The 21181-nt window shown below is 45.0% G+C and carries 19 protein-coding genes, 1 tRNA gene and 2 other annotated features; of the genes, 12 read left to right on the forward strand and 8 right to left on the reverse strand.

Annotated features, from left to right (window positions below):
• Positions 1-97: 97 nt before the first annotated feature.
• Together IGJ44_RS04635 and IGJ44_RS04640 are read right to left on the reverse strand one after the other, a co-directional pair.
• On the reverse strand, positions 98-1009 hold the full coding sequence (locus IGJ44_RS04635; protein ID WP_167826864.1) for a LysR family transcriptional regulator: 912 nt from the start codon (positions 1007-1009) through the stop codon (positions 98-100).
• Between the two features lie 135 nt (positions 1010-1144).
• Complete coding sequence (locus IGJ44_RS04640) at positions 1145-1984, reverse strand: MetQ/NlpA family ABC transporter substrate-binding protein (protein WP_167826863.1); 840 nt, start codon at positions 1982-1984, stop codon at positions 1145-1147.
• A gap of 49 nt (positions 1985-2033) precedes the next feature.
• Positions 2034-2265 (reverse strand) — a binding site (T-box leader).
• A 201-nt stretch (positions 2266-2466) separates the two neighbouring features.
• Here IGJ44_RS04640 and IGJ44_RS04645 point away from each other — a divergent pair.
• Positions 2467-3072, forward strand: coding sequence for a short chain dehydrogenase (locus IGJ44_RS04645; RefSeq protein ID WP_167826862.1), 606 nt, complete (start codon positions 2467-2469; stop codon positions 3070-3072).
• An 81-nt stretch (positions 3073-3153) separates the two neighbouring features.
• Here IGJ44_RS04645 and IGJ44_RS04650 read toward each other — a convergent pair whose 3' ends face one another.
• The 4 genes from IGJ44_RS04650 to IGJ44_RS04665 all read right to left on the reverse strand — a co-directional run bounded on the left by IGJ44_RS04650 (position 3154) and on the right by IGJ44_RS04665 (position 7253).
• The gene (locus IGJ44_RS04650; protein ID WP_005225388.1) at positions 3154-3738 is read right to left on the reverse strand and encodes an SOS response-associated peptidase; all 585 of its coding nucleotides are present in this window, start codon (positions 3736-3738) and stop codon (positions 3154-3156) included.
• Between the two features lie 218 nt (positions 3739-3956).
• Positions 3957-4103 carry a hypothetical protein gene (locus IGJ44_RS04655; RefSeq protein ID WP_005234527.1) on the reverse strand — a complete coding sequence of 49 codons (147 nt, stop codon included), beginning with the start codon at positions 4101-4103 and terminating at the stop codon, positions 3957-3959.
• Positions 4104-4568: 465 nt separating this feature from the next.
• Positions 4569-6173 (reverse strand): amidohydrolase, encoded by a 1605-nt coding sequence (locus IGJ44_RS04660; protein WP_167826861.1) that lies wholly within the window; start codon positions 6171-6173, stop codon positions 4569-4571.
• The gene (locus IGJ44_RS04665) at positions 6174-7253 is read right to left on the reverse strand and encodes an ABC transporter substrate-binding protein (RefSeq protein ID WP_115232034.1); all 1080 of its coding nucleotides are present in this window, start codon (positions 7251-7253) and stop codon (positions 6174-6176) included.
• Positions 7254-7520: 267 nt separating this feature from the next.
• Between IGJ44_RS04665 and IGJ44_RS04670 the strand changes: the two genes are divergently transcribed.
• The 4 genes from IGJ44_RS04670 (at position 7521) to IGJ44_RS04685 (ending at position 10789) form a co-directional block, all read left to right on the forward strand.
• Positions 7521-8489, forward strand: a complete 969-nt coding sequence (locus tag IGJ44_RS04670; protein ID WP_167826860.1) for an NADP-dependent oxidoreductase — start codon at positions 7521-7523, stop codon at positions 8487-8489.
• A 14-nt stretch (positions 8490-8503) separates the two neighbouring features.
• Positions 8504-8866: a TIGR02328 family protein gene (locus IGJ44_RS04675; RefSeq protein WP_167826859.1), complete on the forward strand. Its 363-nt coding sequence runs from the start codon at positions 8504-8506 to the stop codon at positions 8864-8866.
• Positions 8867-9018: 152 nt separating this feature from the next.
• The gene (locus IGJ44_RS04680) at positions 9019-10080 is read left to right on the forward strand and encodes an LLM class flavin-dependent oxidoreductase (protein ID WP_167826858.1); all 1062 of its coding nucleotides are present in this window, start codon (positions 9019-9021) and stop codon (positions 10078-10080) included.
• On the forward strand, positions 10073-10789 hold the full coding sequence (locus IGJ44_RS04685) for an NADPH-dependent F420 reductase (RefSeq protein WP_167826883.1): 717 nt from the start codon (positions 10073-10075) through the stop codon (positions 10787-10789). The genes IGJ44_RS04680 and IGJ44_RS04685 overlap by 8 nt, the downstream gene beginning before the upstream one ends.
• A 235-nt stretch (positions 10790-11024) precedes the next feature.
• Here the strand turns inward: IGJ44_RS04685 and IGJ44_RS04690 are convergent, their stop codons facing one another.
• The gene (locus tag IGJ44_RS04690) at positions 11025-11477 is read right to left on the reverse strand and encodes a DIP1984 family protein (protein WP_167826857.1); all 453 of its coding nucleotides are present in this window, start codon (positions 11475-11477) and stop codon (positions 11025-11027) included.
• A 561-nt stretch (positions 11478-12038) separates the two neighbouring features.
• On the opposite strand from IGJ44_RS04690, the gene IGJ44_RS04695 reads away from it, so the two are divergent.
• Entirely contained in the window at positions 12039-13691 is a 1653-nt protein-coding gene (locus IGJ44_RS04695) for a peptide ABC transporter substrate-binding protein (RefSeq protein ID WP_167826856.1), read from the forward strand.
• Between the two features lie 93 nt (positions 13692-13784).
• Here IGJ44_RS04695 and IGJ44_RS04700 read toward each other — a convergent pair.
• Positions 13785-13866: transfer RNA gene (locus IGJ44_RS04700), tRNA-Leu, on the reverse strand.
• Positions 13867-14496: 630 nt separating this feature from the next.
• Positions 14497-14736 (forward strand) — a binding site (T-box leader).
• Positions 14737-14827: 91 nt separating this feature from the next.
• Between IGJ44_RS04700 and IGJ44_RS04705 the strand changes: the two genes are divergently transcribed.
• The 6 genes from IGJ44_RS04705 (at position 14828) to IGJ44_RS04730 (ending at position 20924) form a co-directional block, all read left to right on the forward strand.
• Positions 14828-15670: an SAM hydrolase/SAM-dependent halogenase family protein gene (locus IGJ44_RS04705; protein ID WP_151195832.1), complete on the forward strand. Its 843-nt coding sequence runs from the start codon at positions 14828-14830 to the stop codon at positions 15668-15670.
• Positions 15671-15673: 3 nt separating this feature from the next.
• The gene (locus IGJ44_RS04710) at positions 15674-16228 is read left to right on the forward strand and encodes an ECF-type riboflavin transporter substrate-binding protein (protein WP_005225401.1); all 555 of its coding nucleotides are present in this window, start codon (positions 15674-15676) and stop codon (positions 16226-16228) included.
• 26 nt (positions 16229-16254) lie between these two features.
• Positions 16255-17964: an ABC transporter ATP-binding protein gene (locus IGJ44_RS04715; protein ID WP_167826854.1), complete on the forward strand. Its 1710-nt coding sequence runs from the start codon at positions 16255-16257 to the stop codon at positions 17962-17964.
• Positions 17954-18784 carry an energy-coupling factor transporter transmembrane component T family protein gene (locus IGJ44_RS04720; RefSeq protein WP_151195831.1) on the forward strand — a complete coding sequence of 277 codons (831 nt, stop codon included), beginning with the start codon at positions 17954-17956 and terminating at the stop codon, positions 18782-18784. The genes IGJ44_RS04715 and IGJ44_RS04720 overlap by 11 nt, the downstream gene beginning before the upstream one ends.
• A gap of 443 nt (positions 18785-19227) precedes the next feature.
• Positions 19228-20112 (forward strand): ABC transporter ATP-binding protein, encoded by an 885-nt coding sequence (locus IGJ44_RS04725; protein WP_167826853.1) that lies wholly within the window; start codon positions 19228-19230, stop codon positions 20110-20112.
• A complete protein-coding gene (locus IGJ44_RS04730) occupies positions 20109-20924 on the forward strand; it encodes an ABC transporter permease subunit (RefSeq protein ID WP_167826852.1) in 816 nt (271 codons plus the stop codon). The genes IGJ44_RS04725 and IGJ44_RS04730 overlap by 4 nt, the downstream gene beginning before the upstream one ends.
• Positions 20925-21181 lie beyond the last annotated feature (257 nt).

Genomic DNA, 21181 nt, shown 5'->3' on the forward strand with positions numbered 1-21181 from the left:
CCTTGAGCCTCCTGCATGGGAAGTGGCTCAAGGATTTTTTATATAATGCGAAGGTGCAGCCAATCATCTATGGGGAGTAGGAAGAGGAGGCCTTCGCTTATATATCAGTAGGAAAAGAAGCAAGGTGTTGCCGTAATTTTGTTAAGAAACGCTCGCCGATCACTGATAATGGGCGAGCGTTCTTTTTAATGAGGATGATCTCACCCTCGGACACGTCGTTCAAAGGAAGAAAAGCCAAGCCTTGGCGTTCTGGATGGGCAACGATCCCCGAGCCGGTTCCATAAAGATCCGTCTGCTGTAATAGCTGGACCATCGTGCCTCGATCACTGACATGCATCACTTGGGGGCTTTGAGCAAAGTCGATCAAATCCTCGGAAAAGAACGAATAGCGTTCATCTTCTTGCAAAAAGCGTATTTGCGGATAAGGCGCAAGATCCTTTAAGGAAAGTCGCTTTTTTTCTGTCAAGGGATGAGTCCCTCGTAAAAAGACATGGGGGCGAAACCGTCCCAACGCCTCGAAGGACAATTGGGCGCCTTGTAACAGTCGTTCCAATCCTGCTTGGTTTTGCTCATTCAAATAAAGAACCCCAAATTCACTTCGATATTGCTGCACGTCCGTGATTACCTTTAAGGTCGTGGTTTCTAATAGGCGAAACTGGCGACAGTCGGGAAATTCCTGCAGCAGCTCACTGAAAATTTCAGCCGTGAAATCATAGTGCTGGCTTGCGATAGCGAAGGTTTGATTCGCTGCTTGCTTGCTGGAAAAACGCGTTTGCAGCTGCGCCACTTGACTCAAGATCGGCTGGGCATGGTCTAGAAATTCCGAGCCTTCGGCAGTCAAGCGGGCACCTTGATTCGTACGCTCGAAAAGCTGGACCTCCAATTCTGTTTCCAACTCTTTCACGGCTTGGGAAAGACTTGGCTGTGAGAGATACAGCCGCTTGGCTGCTTCACGAAAACTTCCATGGTCAGCGATCGCTTGCACGATCCGCATTTGTTGAATATTCAATTTTTGACCTCCTTTACAAAGATTCAGACGGAAAAAGGGTCCACCAATCAATAGTAGTCAGTTCTTTTCCTTCTATAATAGAAGCTTCTAAAAAAATAAGACGACAGTTGCTGCTTATTGCTACTTGTGAAGCGGTTATTGCAATTCTTCAGGAATAATCCAATAGCCCGTTTGATTCTCTTCTGCCAGCAGTTCTTTAAAGGCTTCAGAACGATATGCTGCCACCACTGCCTGTGCCCAATCACTGTCTTGGTTGGCTTCTTTGACCGTTGCCACCAGTTCATACTCTTGCAAAATGTCTTCACTTAATAAGCTTTCCTCTGCAGCAATTCCAGCACTGTAAACGATGCTGCCGGGAATCACCGCATAGTCTAAGTCTGCTAAGCTGCGGGGAATTTGCGCAGAATCCATCTCGACGATATCCAGGTTATAAGGATTGTCAGTAATGGTTCTTATCGTCGCGTCAATGGGCGCCACTTCGGGGTCAAGTTCGATCCAGCCAGCTTTTTGCAGCAGCAACAGGGCACGGGCGCTATTTGACGGATCATTGGGAATCCCGATGGTATCGTTTGCTTCAATCGCTGCTAAATTGTCCTTTCTGCCAGGATACAAGCCAGCTGGAACGGTAGGGATCGGTGTGATACCCACCAAATCGGCACCCGTGTTTTCATTAAAGTTCTCTAAATAGGCGGTATGCTGATCGACGTTTAAGTCGATTTCGCCATCGTTCAGTGCAATGTCTGCTTCCAATACCCCAGTAAAGCCAATATCAGTCACGGTATAGCCTGCTTCTTCTAAAATCGGTTTGATTCCCTGAAGAAACAGTTCGCTGTAAGGTCCTGGTGTCGTACCAACTCTGATTTCTGTCTGCTGCTCTTCGGCATTTCCGGTCACTTCTTCTTGGTTGCTACAGCCAGTAAATAAGACCAAGGACAACAGACCAATGCCCATACCTAATCGAATCCTTCGTTTCATACCTCTTCCTCCTTTTTTATAAAAAAAACCTTCCCAAAGACAATTCTTTGGGAAGGACGATCATTTCGCGGTACCACCTTCATTTGTTTTTTGCTGAAACAAAAAACCTCAGTCAGTTCATCAAATAAACTGCATTGCGCTATCGGGCTTTCTCCGTCGGGGATTGTTCGTCCACGAATGCTCAAAGGTCATCTTCGGATCGTCTTCCTTACTCGTTTCCACCAGTTCCGAGCTCTCTTGAAAGAAAGGGGGGATCGTACTCTTCTTCTCACTGCATGTGTATGAAATTAGTAGTATCTTAGAACAAGATGAGAAAGTTGTCAATTGCTTTCGTGATAGGTGATTCCAATCACTACGCAGGTAGTAGGGGAACAAATGGGGAAGGGTAAGAATAGATCAATAAGGCAGGAAAAGCAGATGAATGGTCGAAATCGCTTGGTTGGGTTAGAATCGAAGCACAAAACAAAAAAAGAGGCGAGGAAATGAAATTACTTTTGATTGGACACACCGGCACACTTGGGCAGCTTTTAGTTGAAGGCTTTCAGCAACTGCCAGAGGTGGAGCTGATCACGGCTAGCCGTAGCAGCGGCGATCATCAAGTCGAAATTGCGGATGCAGACAGTGTCAGCCAGCTATTTGCAGCTACTGGGAAAGTGGATGCCATTGTTTCCGCTGCGGGAAGTACAGTGTTTAAATCCTTTGAGGAATTGACGCCAGCAGATATTCAACAATCAGTGGCTTCGAAGCTGCAAGGACAAGTCAATCTTGCGTTGATTGGCCAGCATTTTCTCAATGAAGGCGGCAGTATCACACTGACTTCTGGAATTATCAAAGACGAATTTATCCCAATGGGCACGCCTTCAGCACTGGTCAACGGTGGTTTGGAAGCCTTCGTGGCATCGGCAGCTTTTGAGATCGGTCATGGGATACGAATCAATGCAGTCAGTCCCAATGCGCTTGTGGGCTCTTGGGAAACCTTCGCCGATTCTTTCAAAGGTTTTATTCCCGTTGGCGACGCACCCGTTTTTGCAGCGTATCAAAAAGCAGTCTTTGGGATCATGACTGGCAAAACCTTCACCGTTTATTAAGAAAAAGCAGAAGTAGGAAAAACCGCCAAATCAAAGCTGACTTGGCGGTTTTTGTTCTGCTGAAAAAGAAGTAGCAAGCAGTTAAGAAGAGAGCAATTGGGTTTTCAGCTTGGGCATTTCTGCTTTGAGTTGTTGGCGAGCAAAAGCCAAGTCATTGATCCAAGAAGCAATCGCTTCTTTTTCTAAGAACAGAGGCATTCGATCATGGACTGGTTCAACAGAATCGTTCGCGGCAGTCGTTAGAATGATTGATTCGGTTTCGATTTGATCCTCTTTTTGAAGGATGCGATAAAAACCAGCGGCATAAATCACGTGATCTTGCGAAAAGAGGAACTTTTCCTTTTCATGATTCCATTCATAGAAACCAGACATCGGAAAGACACAGCGATGCTCTTGGAAAGGCTTGCGAAAAGTCGGTTTCTCTTCAACGGTCTCAGAACGCGCATTGATCATCAAATGTCCTTTTTTAAAGCCGGTAAAGCCCCATCTTGTCACACCAGCAACAACTTGTTGTTGTTGATTTGCACCGATGGTTACGACATGATTGGAAGGGAAAACATCATTGACAGCGACAGTCTGTTGGCGCTTGCGGGCTTTCGCCGCGGCTTCTTGATAATATTCTGACAATTCGCCAGTTGTTGGGTCAAATAAGTATCGGCCGCACATGGACGGGTCACTCCTTTTTTTGGATTGGCTGGTGCCTTTGTTTCAGTATAAAGACTCAAGGCGTCAAAACCAACTAACTTGCTTCACTTCTCGATTCAACAAGAAAAGGAGCTTAAACATATGTAAAAAGTCAGGAGTATCGCTTGATTTGCTGGAAATCAGATAACAAAAAAAGGCAGTCACCTACTGAGGTTGACAGCCTTTTTTATTCTAGTTGGTTAGCCAATTTTTTTAACTCTCCCGCCGATTTTATTTGCGAAACGTTCAGCATCTTCTCTGCAAGTATAGGTCAATGCAATTGTTTTGTCCCGTGTTCTTTTTCCTTCGGCGGTTAGATAACCATGAAAGATTTTAATCGCATACAATAGATAAACACCTCCTTATCCTTGGTAATAATAACAAATTTACCGCTTACATTCAAGGTGTATGGTAAAAGTTTATTTTTTGTTAGTTATTTTATTAAGAATTTATTCAAAGGTTTAAGAAACGATTGAAGGAGAAAGGGAGGGGAGTGGAATAGACCAATGATTGCTGTTAAAAGGAAAAAACTCCAAGGAAAAAGAGGCATGTTTCTGAATTTCCATCAAATAAAGAAACTGGCAACCGCTTAAATTATTCTTTTGCTGCACCAATCGAATAGACCAATCCACGCGAATCAAAATGGCCGAAAGAAAACCTATGATAAAGCATAGCTGCCAAGCAGGGAATCCATCGTAAGGGATAGGGGCAAGTACGAAAAGGGAGAGTGGTCCAAACTAAGCACCTGTTTCTGTATTTTTTGATCAAAGAAAAACACCAGACCTTGTACTTTCACAAGATCTGGTGTTTCATCAGTTATCCCGATAAACAAACCGCCCATCAAATACGGTCGCTTCAACGGTCGTTTGAAGCAATTCTTCGGCAGTCAAAGGCAAGATGTTTTGGGACAAAATACAAAGATCGGCTAAACAGCCAACTTCTAATCGCCCGATATCTTGCCGACTCAATGCTTTAGCGGCGCCTGTGGTGTGGGCATAGAGGGCATCCGCGATGGAGATTTTTTCTTGTGGCATCAATCCGCCTGCTGGCTGGCCGTTTTTCTCTTGCCGAGCAACCGCATAATACAGCGAGTCTAAAGGGGTTACGTCGATCACGACTGGCGTATCAGTCCCAAAAGCCAAGGTTGCGCCTTGCTCTAGAAAGGACTGAAAAGGAAACATTTGACTGGCACGCTGAGGGCCTACTTCTTCATCGAGGGTCTCATAACCGACTAATAAATGGCTAGGCTGTACGGAGAGTACCAGTTGTTCTTGGCGAACTAGTGGCAGATCAGCGGCGTCCATCACTTCCAAGTGTTCCAAGGTGTTGGCTTTGCCTTTAGAAAGCGGGTGAGCAGCAGCACTTTCTTGATAAAAGAGGAGTGCTTGTCGAATCGCTTCATCACCGATGGTATGGATGCGCATCGGCCAGTCTTGCTGGTTGGCTTGTAAAATAAAGCGGCGCATCCGTTGAACATCGATCAAGGGCATCCCGACATCACCAGCAAAATACGGTGTTTCATATTCCTCTTTTAAAAAAGCCGTGTGCGTACTCGTCACGCCATCAAAAAATTGTTTGACGCCGCCCATTTGTACTTTTTCGGAGCGATAAGTATGGTAAGTTTCTTTCAGTTGCGTGATGTCTTCTCGCATGGCTGGATAAAAGACAGCGCGCAAGGTCGCTTCTGCTTCTGTTTGCCGATAAAGAGTGGGGTAGACCAAATCGTCCCAGCTTTCTCCTGTCAAGGCAACATCACCGATCGTCGTAATGCCGTATTGATTGAGCTGCTTCATATAGGTCAGAAAGGCAGCAGGGCTTTGTGCTTGGAATGACTGTAAAACCTTTGCTAAATAATGAATGGCGATCGCTTCTAAAAAGCAGCCGCTTAATTGTCCGCTGTTTTCGTCAAGCAGTGCCTCGCCGCTGATCCCTGCTGGTAAGTTCTCAGGTGTGATCCCTAAAGCAGCGATCCCTTGGCTATTCAACCAAATACTGTGGGCATCACCTGAAATCAGCATGACAGGCGTATCGGCACAATAGTTGTCGATCGAATCTTTCGTCGGGTAGACTTGCTGACCGAAATCACTGCTGAACCAGCCGATGCCGATTTTCCATCCATGGGTGATGGGCAAGGCGGGCACTTGCTGGGCAACGGCTTCTTCTGTCACTCCCGTAAGATGGGTCAGTGCCCCTTGATGGAGTAATGCGGAAAGATAAAAATGAACATGAGCATCAATAAAGCCTGGAATGATCATTTGTTCTTTGAGATCAATGACCTGGGTGTCTTCAGCAAGTGTTGGCAGCGCTGAAAGAGGACCCACAGCCGTGATTTTCTGGTCTTCTATCAGGAGAAAGCCCGCAAAAGTCGTTTTTGTTTTGGTATCAAAGATGTGTTCAGATTTTAGTAATAGTGACAATTATAATCCCAACTTCCATTCAAGGAAAAGATCGTTGTAAAGCTCAACCGCTTCTTTTCCTAAGTATTCATAATGTTCCATTTGTTCCATCGCACTTGGCTCAGGGTAGAAAGCCTTGTCAGCAGTCAGTTCTGCTGGCAGCATGGCTTTGGCCGATTCACTCGGCGTGGCGTAGCCCACGTATTCGGCATTTTGTGCGGCATTTTCTGGCCGCAGCATAAAATTGATGAAGGCGTAGGCTCCCTCAAGATTGCCAACGGTTTTCGGGATCGCAAAATTGTCTGTCCAAATCGCACCGCCATCATTGGGAACGATATAGGTGACGGCAGGATTTTCCGCCATCACATAAGCGGCATCGCCCGAATACCCGATTCCTAAAGGGGCATCGTTGTTGATCATCAAGGTTTTGATCTCGTCGGTCAAAACTGCTTTGACGTTGGGACGGATACTTTCCAGCTTCTTCAAGGCTTTGGCGACCTTGGTCGGGTCTTTTTCATTTTGGGAAAGACCGAGCGTCTGTAACGCGATTCCTAAGGTTTCGCGAGCACCATCCACCATCAATACATCATTTTTAAATGCAGGGTCCCATAAATCACTCCAGCCATGGATCGAAGAAACATCAACTTCTTCAGTATTTGCCATGATTCCGATCGTGCCCCAAAAATAGGGGATTGAGTAGGTATTGTCAGGATCAAAGGCTTGATCCATCAAAAAAGGCGACAGATCTTCCGTTCCCGTCAATTTCTGATGGTCTAAAGGCACTAACAATCCTTCTTCGATCATTTTCGGAATGATCGATTCGCTAGGGAAAACCAAATCATAGCGCGAGCCGCCTTGTTTGATTTTGGTTTCCATCGCTTCGTTGGAGTCAAATGTATTATAAATCACTGAGTAACCAGTCTCAGTTTCGAATGTTTTGATCAATTCGGGGTCAATATATTCGCCCCAATTGTAAATAATCACTGTATTTTTGTCGGACGACGTTGCTGCCCCCGATTCTTTCGTTAACACCGAAGCACCTAAAAACAGCAACGCGGTGATGCCGATCACACCGCCAAAAAATACCCACAACCTTTTCAATTCATCAATTCCTTCTTTCTCTACAATTTCGTATTTCTTGAGTAGCGTAATTGATTTTTAAAGAAAAGGCAATAAAAAAATGAAGAAAAAATAAACCCGTTTCTTTCAAGGCTTTGAAGGAGGAACGGCCAAGTGGCTGGGGCAGTTTCCAAACATATCATTTGTCAAATTCCCTCCTTTTGCCTAAGCTAGGGAAGTGAGAAATCAAGGGATGGAAAAACAGGAACCTCTCTTTGATGAAGAATGAATGTAAGGAGTGAAGCATCAATGGAAACACGTGCTGTCGTTATTGAAGCCTATGGTGGAAAAGACCAATTAAAAGAAGCAACGGTCCAATTACCAGAATTAAAAGCAAATCAATTATTAGTCAAAGTTGCCGCAACGTCCATCAACCCGATCGATTGGAAATTAAGAGAAGGCTATTTAAAACAAATGTTTCCGTGGGACTTCCCAATTATTTTAGGTTGGGATGTCGCAGGGGATATCGTAGAAATAGGTGCTGACGTGACAGAATTCAAAGTTGGTGATGCGATCTATGCCCGCCCTGAAACGACTCGTTTTGGGACGTATGCTGATTACGCCATCGTGGATGCTGAGTTAGCAGCGATCAAACCAGAAAACCAAAACTACGCAGAAGCAGCTGCAGTGCCATTAGCTGGTTTGACTGCTTACCAAGCGTTGTTTGAACACGGTCGTTTAAAAGAAGGGGAAAAAGTCTTGATCCATGCCGGAGCAGGCGGAGTTGGTACCTATGCGATCCAACTAGCAAAAGCAGCTGGCGCTTACGTCATCACGACGGCTAGTCCTCGTAACCATGAGTTATTGCAAAAACTTGGTGCCGATGAGATCATCGATTACCATACGACAGATTTTGAAGAAGTCTTGCAAGACATCGATTTGGTCTTTGATACGATGGGGGGCGACACCCAGAAGAAAAGTTTCACTGTCTTAAAACCTAAGGGCCGTCTGATCTCGATTTTGAGTATTGAAGACAAAGACTTGGCAAAAGAAAAAGACATCTTCGCCAAAGCAATTTGGTTACGAACCAACGGCAAACAATTGGCAGAATTGACAGAGCTGATCGAAGCAGAAAAAGTCAACAGTATCATCGGTGCAACCTTCCCATTGACAGCACAAGGAATTTACGATGCCCACGCATTGAGTGAAACACACCATGCAGTCGGCAAGATCGTTATTGAAAACCAAGACAATTTCATCAGCCAAGACGCAGAATAAAGGAGGCTGAACCGATGCGCTTATGGCATGAAGCGCTGATACCTGCTTTGCCTCGGCAGCAGCTGTTAGGCCAGCATCGTGAAGCAGCAGCCTTACGGGGGCTAGGCTGGGGTAAAAAGCACGCAACCGTCGATTACGTTTTTACCCATCCGCCCTATAAATTGTTTCAATACCATCAGTTAGTGCTGGATGAAATGAACCGTCGAGGCTATCGGCCAGCACCTGAATGGTACGATCCAGCGTATCGTGGCAAAAATCTGCCGCTGGAACCCTCCGTTCAAGCTGTTCCTTTGACTACGCCGATCTATCCAGAACATGATGAAGCATACTTGGAAGAATGCTTAGTGAATCTCCATAGTAAAGGGATCTATCTTTAAAGACCAAACACTTTCCTGAATTTTTGTTCGGGAAAGTGTTTTTTTGCTTTAAAATCGGTAACTTACAAAAAGTAAGCATATTGTTCGCAACTTTTTTTGTTCCTTGTTATAGTGAGAACAGAGAATCAGTAATGAGAAATGAGGAAAAGAAAATGACCATCAATCACAGAAATCTTGAATTTGGGTTAGATACGTTTGGCGATCTAGCCTTTGATGATACAACGAAAGAACGGATCAGTTACAGCGAATCGTTGCGCAATATCGTGGCAGAAGGAAAATTAGCCGATGAAGTCGGCATCGATGTCATTGCCTTAGGGGAGCACCATCGGGAAGAATATTCGATCTCAAGTCCTGATACGGTACTGGCGGCTTTAGCGATGGTTACCAAAACCATCAAATTAGGTACCGGTGTAACTGTCTTGAGTTCGGATGATCCCGTGCGGGTCTACGAACGGTTTGCGACCGTTGACGCGTTGTCGAACGGTCGTGCACAAATCATGCTGGGACGAGGATCTTTTACTGAATCATTCCCTCTATTCGGCTATGACTTGCAAGATTATGAAGAACTATTTGAAGAAAAAACAGCGATGTTTAGTGAACTGAGAAAAGGCAAACCATTAACTTGGGAAGGCAAGTTCACGCAATCCTTAAAAAATGTCGACGTTTTTCCAAAAATCGAGGGGCATCAATTAGATACCTATGTGGGTGTTGGTGGAACCCCTGAATCGATCATTCGTGCCGTCCGTTATGGGTTTCCCGTTATGTTAGCGATCATCGGTGGCGAACCTGCTCGTTTTGCGCCCTATGTTGATCTGTATAAAAAGGCAGCGCAGCAACTGGGGCAACCGATTTTGCCAATCGGCATGCACTCCCATGGTGTGATCGCCGACACCGACGAAGAAGCCTATGAAATCGGCTGGAACTACATCAAAAAGAGCATGGACAAAATCGGTCTTGATCGCGGCTGGCCAGCCATGAGCAAAGAGCGCTTTGACTTTGAAGTCGAACATGGTTCTTACTATGTAGGCAGTCCAGAAACTGTGGCGCAAAAAATTGCCCGTATGATGCCGCAAGTCGGTGTAGAACGCTTTGATCTGGTTTACGGTACTGGCGGACAGCTGCAAAAAGACCGTTTCAAAACGATTGAATTGTATGGAACCAAAGTGATTCCACGGGTGAAAGAATTGTTGGCAGCATGTGATGGCAATGCCTAAAACCATCGGTATTTTAGGCGCAGGCAAGTTAGGCTTAGCGCTCGCAAATCTTGGTGCCCAGGCGGGCTATCGGGTCTTGATCGCTAGTACGAAGCCAGCAGAAAAAATCGCCTTGTCCGTTTCTGTGTTGGCTCCGGGAGCGATCGCAAAAAATGCCGCTGAAGTGATGACAGAAGCCCAAACGATCATTTTGGCAATCCCATTGAGTAAGTACCAACAGCTGCCAGCAGAAGCTTTGGCTGGCAAGCTAGTGATCGATGCCATGAATTATTGGTGGGAAGTCGATGGCAAAGAAACAGAATACTCATCCATCGAGCAGACTTCTTCGGAACGTGTGCAACGCTATTTTTCCCAAAGTAAGGTAGTCAAAGGATTCAATCATATGGGGTACCACGACATCCAAGAGGAATCTTTGCTGACGAGAACAGCTGCTCAAGGAACTGCCAAAAAAGCCATCGCCATTGCTGGTGATGACCAAACCGCCCTCGATCAGACAGCAGAAATCGTTGCTGCCTTCGGCTTTGATCCCTTTCCTATCGGTGCTTTAGCTAATGGCATCATGTTAGAACCCGGCAGTCCTTTCTTTGGTGCCAATCAAACCAAAGAGGGATTGACGGCATTGATGAAGGCGTTTTGGAGCAGTGAGAAAGGGCAAGCGTTTCTGGCGCGTCCTTCTGCTGTGAGTAACAAGCAGCAGGCTCCCCAGTAAAAGAGCCGCCTCAAAGTACGGCTGGATACGATAAAAACAACCCTCTTCTCAAAAAAGAAGAGGGTTTTTCCCATCCAGTCAAATCAGCACGTGGTCGCTAAAAAATACAATGTAATTGTTACGATTGTGATTCTTAAGCAGTGGTTGTTACGTTTACGTCTCTGCCAGACGTTCCATAGTGTACATATCAGCCTGTACCTGCTTTGTGCTCGCCTTTGACCCCCACCCATGTTTGTTAAAGATCGACCAGCCAGTTGGTTTGTTGGATCTTTCCATCTAATTCTCGCAGCTGTTTGGCGGTCGTATTCAATTGCTCCGTTAGCGTTTTTGTATCGATCGTGCGCACCAGTCGAATTTCGTTGCGACCCATTCGGGGAGCTGCTTTGGTTTCATCCAGTGCTTGCGTAAGCAGTGCATGCTTGCGGCGCAGCTGTTCTCGCTGTTCTAGTGCTTCCATCAGCAATAACGCACTATCTGCTAAAGAGGCAGTCGCATTTTTCCGGTTGATGGCAACGACTAATTCGGAATACTGTTGATTGATCTCATCGTATTCCTTGAACAATTCTGTGATACTGCGATCCAAGGTATCGCCTTCTTGGACTAACACACTGTTAGAGATTTCATTGCGCAATTGAAACAGACGATTGTTCAAATCTCGTCTTAAAAGTAACGCTTCTGCTAATTTCATTTTGGCACACTCCTTTTTACAAATGAGAAGGCTTATCTAGTTCTTATCCTAGAGAAGAACGTGACGAAAGGCAAGCAAGACGCAAAACAAGCTCTGATAGAAAAATCATAAAAAACTGAATATTCGCAATTCTTGTTGACTTCCAAAAACACCAATAGTATACTTTAAAACAATCATGAAATAGACAAAAAAACGTCATTTACCTGTTTTTTAGATAAAAAGAAAGACGATGAAGAGAAGAGTAGCTTTGGAATCTGTTAGAAGAGAACCCGGATGGTGAGAAAGGGCAGCAGAAAAAAAGTGAAGATGAGCTCTGAGTGATCTGATTTGTTCACGCAAATCAGACGGAAAGCAGCCGTTACCGTGCCAAGTATCTTAGCGTACTGTTGAGGTGCCATTTGTGAGAATGGTGCGAAAAAGGGTGGTAACACGAAAATCTCGTCCCTTTGTTTGTCAAAGTTGATAAGCAAAGGGATGAGGTTTTTTCTTTTTATCGTTGAATGCGTTTTTTGCTGTCATGAAAAACACTTGCGTTGGTTGCGCAATCACATAGGAGGAAGAATGAAAATGATCTGGAAGAAGCGTTTATTGGTTGCAGCAGGAGTGATTGGGTTGACCCTTTCTGGCTGCACGACAACAGGAAATACTGAGGGATCAGAGGCTGAAACTAACGGAGCGCAGAATCAAGCGATCGCGGTGAGTCTACCAGCTGAGCTGACGACTCTCGATACGACCCAAACGACGGATAAAGCAACGTTTACCATCGTACAACATTTATTCGAAGGGCTTTATCGTTTCGATGAAAACAGTGAACCAGTTCCAGGCTTGGCAGAAGGAGTCGAAATCAGTGAAGATGGCAAAACCTATACCTTTACTTTGCGAGACGATGCGAAGTGGAGCAATGGCGAAGCGATCACTTCGGCTGACTTTGCTTATGCGTGGAAAAAGTTAGTCGATCCAGCAACGATGGGACCAAATGCCTATTTGTTGGATAATGTAGTCAATAGTAAAGACATTCGTGAAGGCAATGCAGACGTAGAAACGATTGGTCTAGAAACCCCAGATGACGCGACCTTTATCGTGCAGTTGGAGCAGCCGCAGCCTTCGTTTTTATCCTTGATTTCCATCGGCTGGTTGGCACCGCAAAATCAAGCCTTTGTTGAAGAAAAAGGCGAGACCTATGCCCGGACAAGTGAAGATTTGTTGTATTCTGGGCCCTTTACTTTAACCGATTGGCAACAGACAGGAGACGAGTGGACGCTAGTGAAAAACGACCAATACTACGATGCTGATGTCGTTCAATTGGAGGAGATCAAAGGCTCCACCATCAAAGAAGAAAATACGGGGATCCAATTGTTTGAAAGCGGCGACCTGGATTTGCAAAAAATCAGCGGAATCTATGTTCAACAATACGGGGACAATGAAGAACTAGTTACGCAAAACGATGTGGCGAACTTTTTCTTAGACTTCAATAAAACCGCCAACGATGCCTTAGCAAATGTTCATGTGCGTAAAGCGATCGCGTTGGCGATCGACAAAGAAAGTCTCGTGGATAATGTGTTGAACGATGGAGCGAAAGTTTTAAATGGATTGATCCCTACCGGCTTAGCTGCGAATCCAAATACTGGCGAAGATTTTCGAGCATATAGCGGTGATTATAACCTGTATGATTTAGAGGCTGCCAAGGAAGAGTGGGAAAAAGCCCAAGCGGAAATTGGCGAAAGTACGACGCTGCGTTTGTTAGTGACAGATGATGACAATGGCCAAAAAATCGGGGAGTACTTGCAAAGCCAACTCCAAGAGAACTTGCCAGGCTTGTCGATCTCCATCAACAAACAGCCACGTGCCAGCTTGAATCAATCAAGAGCAAATAGTGATTATGAGCTTTCCGTTTCTGGCTGGATCGCTGGAAGCAGTGATATGGATATGTTCTTTATCTTATACAAAAACGGCGCTTCCTTTAACTACGGCGGCTATGTCAATGAAGAATATACGGCGTTGACGGAAGATGCGCGCACCGTTCATGCCAATGACCCCGATCAATATTTTGAAGATTACAAAGCGGCAGAAGAAATTTTGTTGGAACAAGATGCTGCGCAAGTCCCTCTTTATCAAAGTGCTTCAAATTATCTAATCAAATCAAATGTTAAAGACATCCAATTCCCAGCTTATGGCGCGCATTTCTTTTTCCGCACCGCCTATGTTAGTGAATAAGGGGAAAAATAGTTGAATGAAACGCGCATGTTTATTCGATGAACATGCGCGTTTTGCAACAAAAAAAGCAGTTCAGAAAGCTGAACTGCTAAATGCGGAAGATGGGAGTTGAACCCACACGAGATAAACTCACACGCGCCTGAAGCGTGCGCGTCTGCCATTCCGCCACTTCCGCATAAGATAAAGATAATCCTTTCTAGGAAGAAATGCAAGTCCAATCTCACAAAAAGGAGCCCGCCAGCGGGGACTGGCGGGATAGGAGTAAAAATGAAAAAGTGTTAGGGTTGTTTGTTGGTATGCATTTATAATAGCGGGAAAATGTGAAAAAAAGTTGACGAATCAAACAGAATTCTGAGAAGAAATCGTCAAGAAAAAGTGAAACCATTTAAAACAGTCAGAAGACAAAAAGGAGCCCGCCAGCGGGGACTGGCGGGAAGGAGTAAAAATGAAAAAGTGTTAGGGTTGTTTGTTGGTATGCATTTATAATAGCGGGAAAATGTGAAAAAAAATTGACGAATCAAACAGAATTCTGAGAAGAAATCGCCAAGAAAAAGTGAAACCATCTAAAACGGTCAGAAGACAAAAAGGAGCCCGCCAGCGGGGACTGGCGGGAAGGAGTAAAAATGAAAAAGTGTTAGGGTTGTTTGTTGGTATACAGGTATCATACCGAGAAAATATGAAGAATTTTCGCGTGAAATTTAGAAATTGCGTGAATCTTTTGACAAATTATGGCTTCTGTTTGAATTTTTTCTTAAAAGAGAATTGACAAAAGGCACAAGCTTTGATAATTTAAATGAAACAAAATGCAAACGCGATGAAAAAGAAAGTAGAATCAAGGAAATTGTCTAGCAGAGAGTTCCAGCAGGTGAGAAGGAACGACAACGAATGATTTGAAAATGACTTTGGAGCGGATTTTCTGACTAATTAGGAAAATACGGTTGCCCCGTTAACAAGCGACAGTCTCCGAGTGTTTTCGGGTACTGAATGAGGTGAAGCCTGTGAAGGTTTTGCAGATTAAGGTGGTACCGCAGGTGATGCCCTTAGCTTTGGCTAAGGGCTTTTTTTGTGTCTGTAGGGTCAGCTGTTTCATGCGAAGGTTTTGTTGAAAAGGAGAAAGGTTGTTGGGAGGAGAGAAAATGCACAAATTAGTGGTTCAAACCGATTTTGGTTTGCAAGATGGAGCGGTTAATGCGATGTACGGGGTAGCTTATCAAGTGGCACCGGAGCTGGTCATTGCGGATTTGACTCATGAGATCGAGCCATACAACATTCATGACGCCAGCTATCGCCTGCTGCAAAGCGTCACCTATTGGCCGGCAGGAACGGTCTTTGTTTCAGTGGTGGATCCTGGCGTAGGGTCTGATCGACGAAGTGTGGTTGCCAAGCTGGCGACCGGGCAGTTAGTTTTGACACCAGATAACGGCACCCTGACCTATTTAGCGACTTATATCGGAATCGCTGAACTTCGGGTGATCAATGAGGCAACTGAGCGCTTGGCAGGATCAGCCGAAAGCCATACGTTTCATGGTCGGGATGTTTATATGTATAACGCCGCTCGGCTCGCCAGCGGCGCCATCAGCTTTGAAGAGCTAGGAACACCTGAACCTAAAGAAGCGATCCAAGTTTTTGCCATTGAAAAGCCAAGCCAAACAGCTGAAACGATCACAGGGACGATCGATATTCTCGATATCCGCTTTGGTTCGTTGTGGACGAATATTCCCCACACGTTCTTTAAGCAATGGCAGGTCCAATACAATGAGTCGCTGCTCGTCAGTATCTACTACCAAGATACCCTGCGTTATCAAGAAGAAGTGCGTTTCGGACGCTCCTTTGCGCAAGTGGCAGAACAAGAACCCGTCTTATATGTCAATTCCTTGCTGAATATCGGTTTAGGGCTCAACTTGGCTTCATTTGCTGAAACCTATAAAATCGGGACTGGCACGAATTGGAAAATTACCCTCAAAAAAAAGGAGAAATGAAAAATGAATCAATCAAAATTTACAGTGAAACACATTGTTGCAATCGGTATCGGTGCTGCGGTCTTTTTCGTCTTAAAACGTTTCGTCACGATCCCGACGGGGTTCCCAAATACAGATATCGCCACAGCCTATCCTTTCTTGGCGCTGTTAGGCGTTGTCTACGGTCCGATCGTGGCTGGTTTAGCAGGCTTTATCGGTCATGCTCTAGGAGATTTAACGACTTATGGTCCATGGTGGTCTTGGATCGCCGCCTCTGGGATCTTAGGGGTGTTCTTTGGACTTTTGACTCGTTGGATTCCAATCCAGCAAGGAACCTTTGGCGCGAAAGAAATTCGTACCTTCTTGATCGGTGAAACGATCGCAAATTTGGTCGTCTGGGTGATCATTGCCCCGATCGGGGATATTTTGATCTATGGCGAACCAGCGAACAAAGTCTTTACGCAAGGAGTCATTGCGGGATTGACCAATGCAGTCGTAACTGGGATAATCGGAGTGATCCTGCTAAAAGCCTATGCCCAAACCAAAACCAAAAAAGGCAGCTTGAGCAAGGAATCCTAACCAAAGAAATGTGTGAAGGCTAAAAAATGAAACAAAAAATCATTCAATTTACGAATTTTTCTTTCCAATATGATGCACAAGCGGAACCGACCTTGAAAAACATCGATCTAACGATCTATGAAGGAGAAAAAGTCCTGATCGTCGGTGCCAGCGGTTCTGGCAAAAGTACATTAGGAAAATGTTTGAACGGTTTGATCCCGCAAAACGACAAAGGCAGTAGTACTGGAGAATTGACGATCGGTACCAATGCCTTTGGGCAAGCTTCCATCTACGAGCTGTCTTTGACCGTCGGCACGGTGCTGCAAGACACCGATAGCCAATTTGTAGGCTTGACCGTAGCAGAAGATATCGTGTTTTCATTGGAAAACGATCAGCGCAGTCAAGCAGTGATACAAGAGGCGCTGCGTTTTTGGGCAGAAAAGACCGACTTAATGGATCATTTGGCGAAAAAACCGCAGGAATTATCGGGTGGCCAAAAGCAGCGTGTTTCAATGGCAGGTGTTTTGATCGATGAAACACCGATTCTACTGTTTGATGAGCCGCTAGCCAACTTGGATCCGCAAACAGGTGTGGAAGCCATCAAAATGATCGACCATCTGTATCAAGAGAAGCGTTTTACCACCATCATCATCGAACACCGCTTAGAAGAAGTGTTAGCCGCCGCTGTCGATCGCATCATCGTGATGGAAGAAGGCCGCATTCTTGCCGACAGTACACCGAATGAACTATTAAAAACGGATATGCTGCAGCAAGTCGGCATCCGTGAACCACTGTATTTAGCCGCTTTAAAAAAAGCGGGGGTTCCCGTGACTGACGCTGCTGATTTGGTCGCGGTAGAAGCATTTGCATCACCTGAGATTGCCGAAAAACTGACTCAGTTTCAAGAAAAATTTCCGAAACCGGCGCTTCCTAGCCACCAGCCACCGTTGTTGCAAGCAAAAAATCTATCGTTTTCCTACCAAGTGGGCAAACCCATTTTGCAGGCACTGGATTTTACCATCCATCAAGGAGAAATGATTAGTTTGGTCGGGCATAATGGCGCAGGAAAATCGACCTTGTCCCATTTGATTACCGGCTTTTTGACTCCGACTTCTGGCAAATTACTTTGGCAAGGAGCAGACATGGGCAATGATTCCATCAAAGAACGAGCGCAAAAAATCGGGTATGTTTTGCAAAACAGCAATCAAATGCTGTCAAAAAACTTCCTGTTTGACGAAGTTGCCTTAGGCTTGCGCAACCGCAACGTTCCAGAGGCTGAAATCACAGAAAAAGTTCACCAGACCTTGAAAATTTGTGGTCTTTATCCGTTTCGCTCATGGCCATTGTCGGCACTAAGTCATGGGCAAAAACGCCGAGCCGCCATTGCAGCGATCCTCGTCTTAGATCCTGAACTCATTTTATTGGATGAGCCGACAGCGGGACAAGACTATCGCCATTACACCGAAATGATGCAATTTTTACAGGAGTTGAACCAGCGGGGATTAACGATCGTTATGATCACCCACGATATGCACCTGATGTTGGAGTATACACAGCGGACGATCGTTTTGACACAAGGAACGATTTTGCTGGACGCACCGCCAGAAGTTGTTTTAGCAGACAAACAAGTGGTGAGTGCCGCGAACCTCAAAGAAACCAGCCTGTATACGCTGGCGACTCTTAACCAGCTGACAGATCCCGCCGCTTTTACTGCCGCCTTCATTGCCAGCGAGAAGGAGGAACACGATGGAAAGTAATCTAATCGGTTATCTTGACCGCAAAACGTGGATTCACCAATTAAGCGGTGCCGCAAAACTGATTTGTTTTTTGCTGCTATCCATCATCGGGATGATCTCTTATGATACGCGCTTTCTCATTGGACTGGCATTGTTTTCGGTCTTTCTATTTGCCAGTGCTGGAATTCGCTACCGAGATATCGCTTTTGTATTGAAATTTATCATCTTCTTTTCGCTTTTGAATTTGGTGGCGGTCTATCTTTTCGCACCAGAATATGGGGTGGAGATCTACGGTACGCGCCACGTGATTTTCGAAGGGATCGGTCGGTATACATTGACCCAAGAGCAAGTGTTTTATGAGTTCAATCTGTTGATCAAATATTTTGTCACGATTCCTCCAGGGTTGATTTTCTTGTTTACCACCAATCCTAGTGAGTTGGCGTCCAGTATCAACCGCATCGGGATTTCCTACAAGATCGCCTATGCAGTCGCACTGGCTTTGCGTTACATTCCCGATATTCAAGATGATTTTCGGACGATTGCCAAAGCGCAACAAGCACGGGGCGTGGAGCTTTCTAAAAAAGCACCTTTGCGCAAGCGAGTGGCAGGCAATGTCGCGATCGCGATTCCTTTGATTTTTTCCAGCTTGGAACGGATCGACCATATTTCTGCTGCCATGGAGCTAAGAAGGTTTGGCAAGCATAAGCAGCGTACCTGGCTGAAAGCTAAGCCGATCCAAGGCAAAGATCTCTTGGCGATTGCTGTCGTTTGCTTGATCGTGGCGCTTGGATTGTCCTTGATGGTCCTTAATGGCGGACGTTTCTACAATCCGTTTCGTTAATAAATCACCCCATGAAAACTTAAAAAAACGGACGCATTGTCAATAATGAAAGTGGGACGGATGATTCAGAATTGATTCATCCGTCCCAGAAATGATCGAGCCAAAAAACGCAGACCTAGCAGCAACTGACTTTAGTAAATGTAGCACGCGCTAAAGTTAATTGACTGACTATCCTGCGTTTTTTTGCCGATAAAAAAAGGAGCCCGCCAGCGGGGACTGGCGGGATAGGAGTAAAAATGAAAAAGTGTTAGGGTTGTTTGTTGGTATGTATTGATAATAGCGGGAAAATGTGAAAAAAATAGGAAGAGAAAGCAATAGAAGTGTGTCAATCTGTTGATGATTTTCGTAAAACATTCCAGCGGAAGCCTTTTAGATCTTTGATTGACGGAAACACGAAATAAGGCTACACTGATGGCATCAAAGCAGTACAAGGAGGGGACAGGATGGATGCCATTACGATCAACGGACTAAGCAAACAATACAACAAGAAGTACGCCATCGAGAACGTATCATTGCAAGTGGCAGAAGGAGAGATTTTTGGCTTTATCGGACCAAATGGTGCGGGAAAATCAACGACCATCAAAGTATTGTTGAATTTTATCAAACCAGATGCAGGACAGGCGGCGATTTTTGGACGAGATTGCCAACAAGCAGCCAAAGAGATCAAAACGTTTACTGGGTATGTTTCCAGTGATGTACGGTTTTATTCAAAAATGACGACAGCAGAACTACTGGCATTTACGGCGGATTTTCATCAAGTCAAGCAGCCAAAAAAAGAGACTCAGGAGTTGATGGAGCTTTTTCAAATTGATCCAAACAAATCGATCCCAGAACTTTCTTTAGGGAACAAGAAAAAAGTCGGGCTTGCGAGCGCCTTGATTGCACAACCGAGAATGTTGATTTTAGATGAGCCGACCAATGGCTTAGATCCCTTGATCCAAAAACGGCTGTTTGAAGAGCTTCTCAGAAGAAACAAACAGGGGATGACGATTTTTCTATCCAGTCATGATCTGCATGAAATTCAGACCTATGCCCATCGTACCGCCTTTATTCGTGAAGGACAGATCATCACCGTGAAAGAATTGAGTGAGGAAGAAAATTTCGGCAAAGTTGTAACGCTCACGAATGAGGACAGCCTCTCATTAGCCGGCTTGGAAAATGTACAGGTTCTTGCTCAGGAATCACACAGCCTGCGTTTTTTCTATCAAGGGGACATGAATCAGCTGGCACATTTTTTAACCAATCCTGCCATTAAAGAGTTCACGATCGAACACCCAACCCTTGAACAGCAATTTATGCTCCTGTATGAAGGAGGTTCTCAAAAATGACTTTAATGAAAATCGATCTTAAAAATACCTTCAAAGGCTGGCTAGTCTGGGCGATCCTTTTTGCAGGAATCATTTTTGCATTTACGGCTATCTATCCTCAAATGATTACGCCAGAAATGAAAACGTCGTTAGACCAGATGTTGGGCTCTTTCAGCCCAGAATTACTAGGCATCTTTAACATCCAACTGACAGGACCCTCAAGTTTGGTTTCTCCAACAGGTTTTTTCGGGTACTACTTTCAATACTTATTTATTGCTGCGTGTATTTATGGGATGCTTTTAGGCTTGAACAGTCTGATCACTGAAGAATCAGAAGGAACGATCGAGTATTTATATGCTCAGCCTATTAGCCGCAGAGAAATCGTTGGGTGGAAGTTCCTCGCTCGATTGTTGTTGCTGACTGGCTTTTGGCTGATTGCTTATGGCAGTAGTCTGGTCTCATTTGCTTTGTTCAAACTACCTGAAGATGACCTGTCTGCTTTTATAGAAGAAATCAGCAAAATCTTCGTTGCCGAGTATGGTGTCTTAGTCTTTTTCCTCTGTCTAGGTTTCTTTTTATCCACGATCTTGCGTTCCAGCAAACAAACCGCCAGCGTCGGCTTAGGCTGCGTGTTCGGTCTGTATTTGCTCGGCATCGTGGGGGAACTCTACGATAAATTGGAATGGCTAGCAGGACTTTCACCTGTGCGGATGGCATTACCCGTCCAACTCATGGATAACGGCGCGACATCAGTCCTATGGGTACTGCTGATCGGTATCATCTGTTTCTTTGGCACCTTTTCCCGTTATGAGCGCAAAGACTTGCAAGTCTGAGTATATCAATCAAAAGACAAAAAAAGAGCCTGTCAGCGGGGACTGACAGGCAAAGGAGTAAAAATGAAAAAGTGTTAGGGTTGTTTGTTGGTATGCTTATATAATAGTCTCGAAATGTGAAAAAAGTATGACGAAGCAGGCACGTTTTTGCGAAAAAATCATTGCGAAAGTTAAGAAAGCGTAAAGCGTCCCTTCACCAAAAGGCTTGAAGGGGCAACAAGAACCTAAAATCACTCCGAAGCAGCAGGCGGTTCATG

It is taken from the genome of Enterococcus sp. DIV1368d (assembly GCF_050542975.1).
GTDB classification, from domain to species: domain Bacteria; phylum Bacillota; class Bacilli; order Lactobacillales; family Enterococcaceae; genus Enterococcus_D; species Enterococcus_D casseliflavus.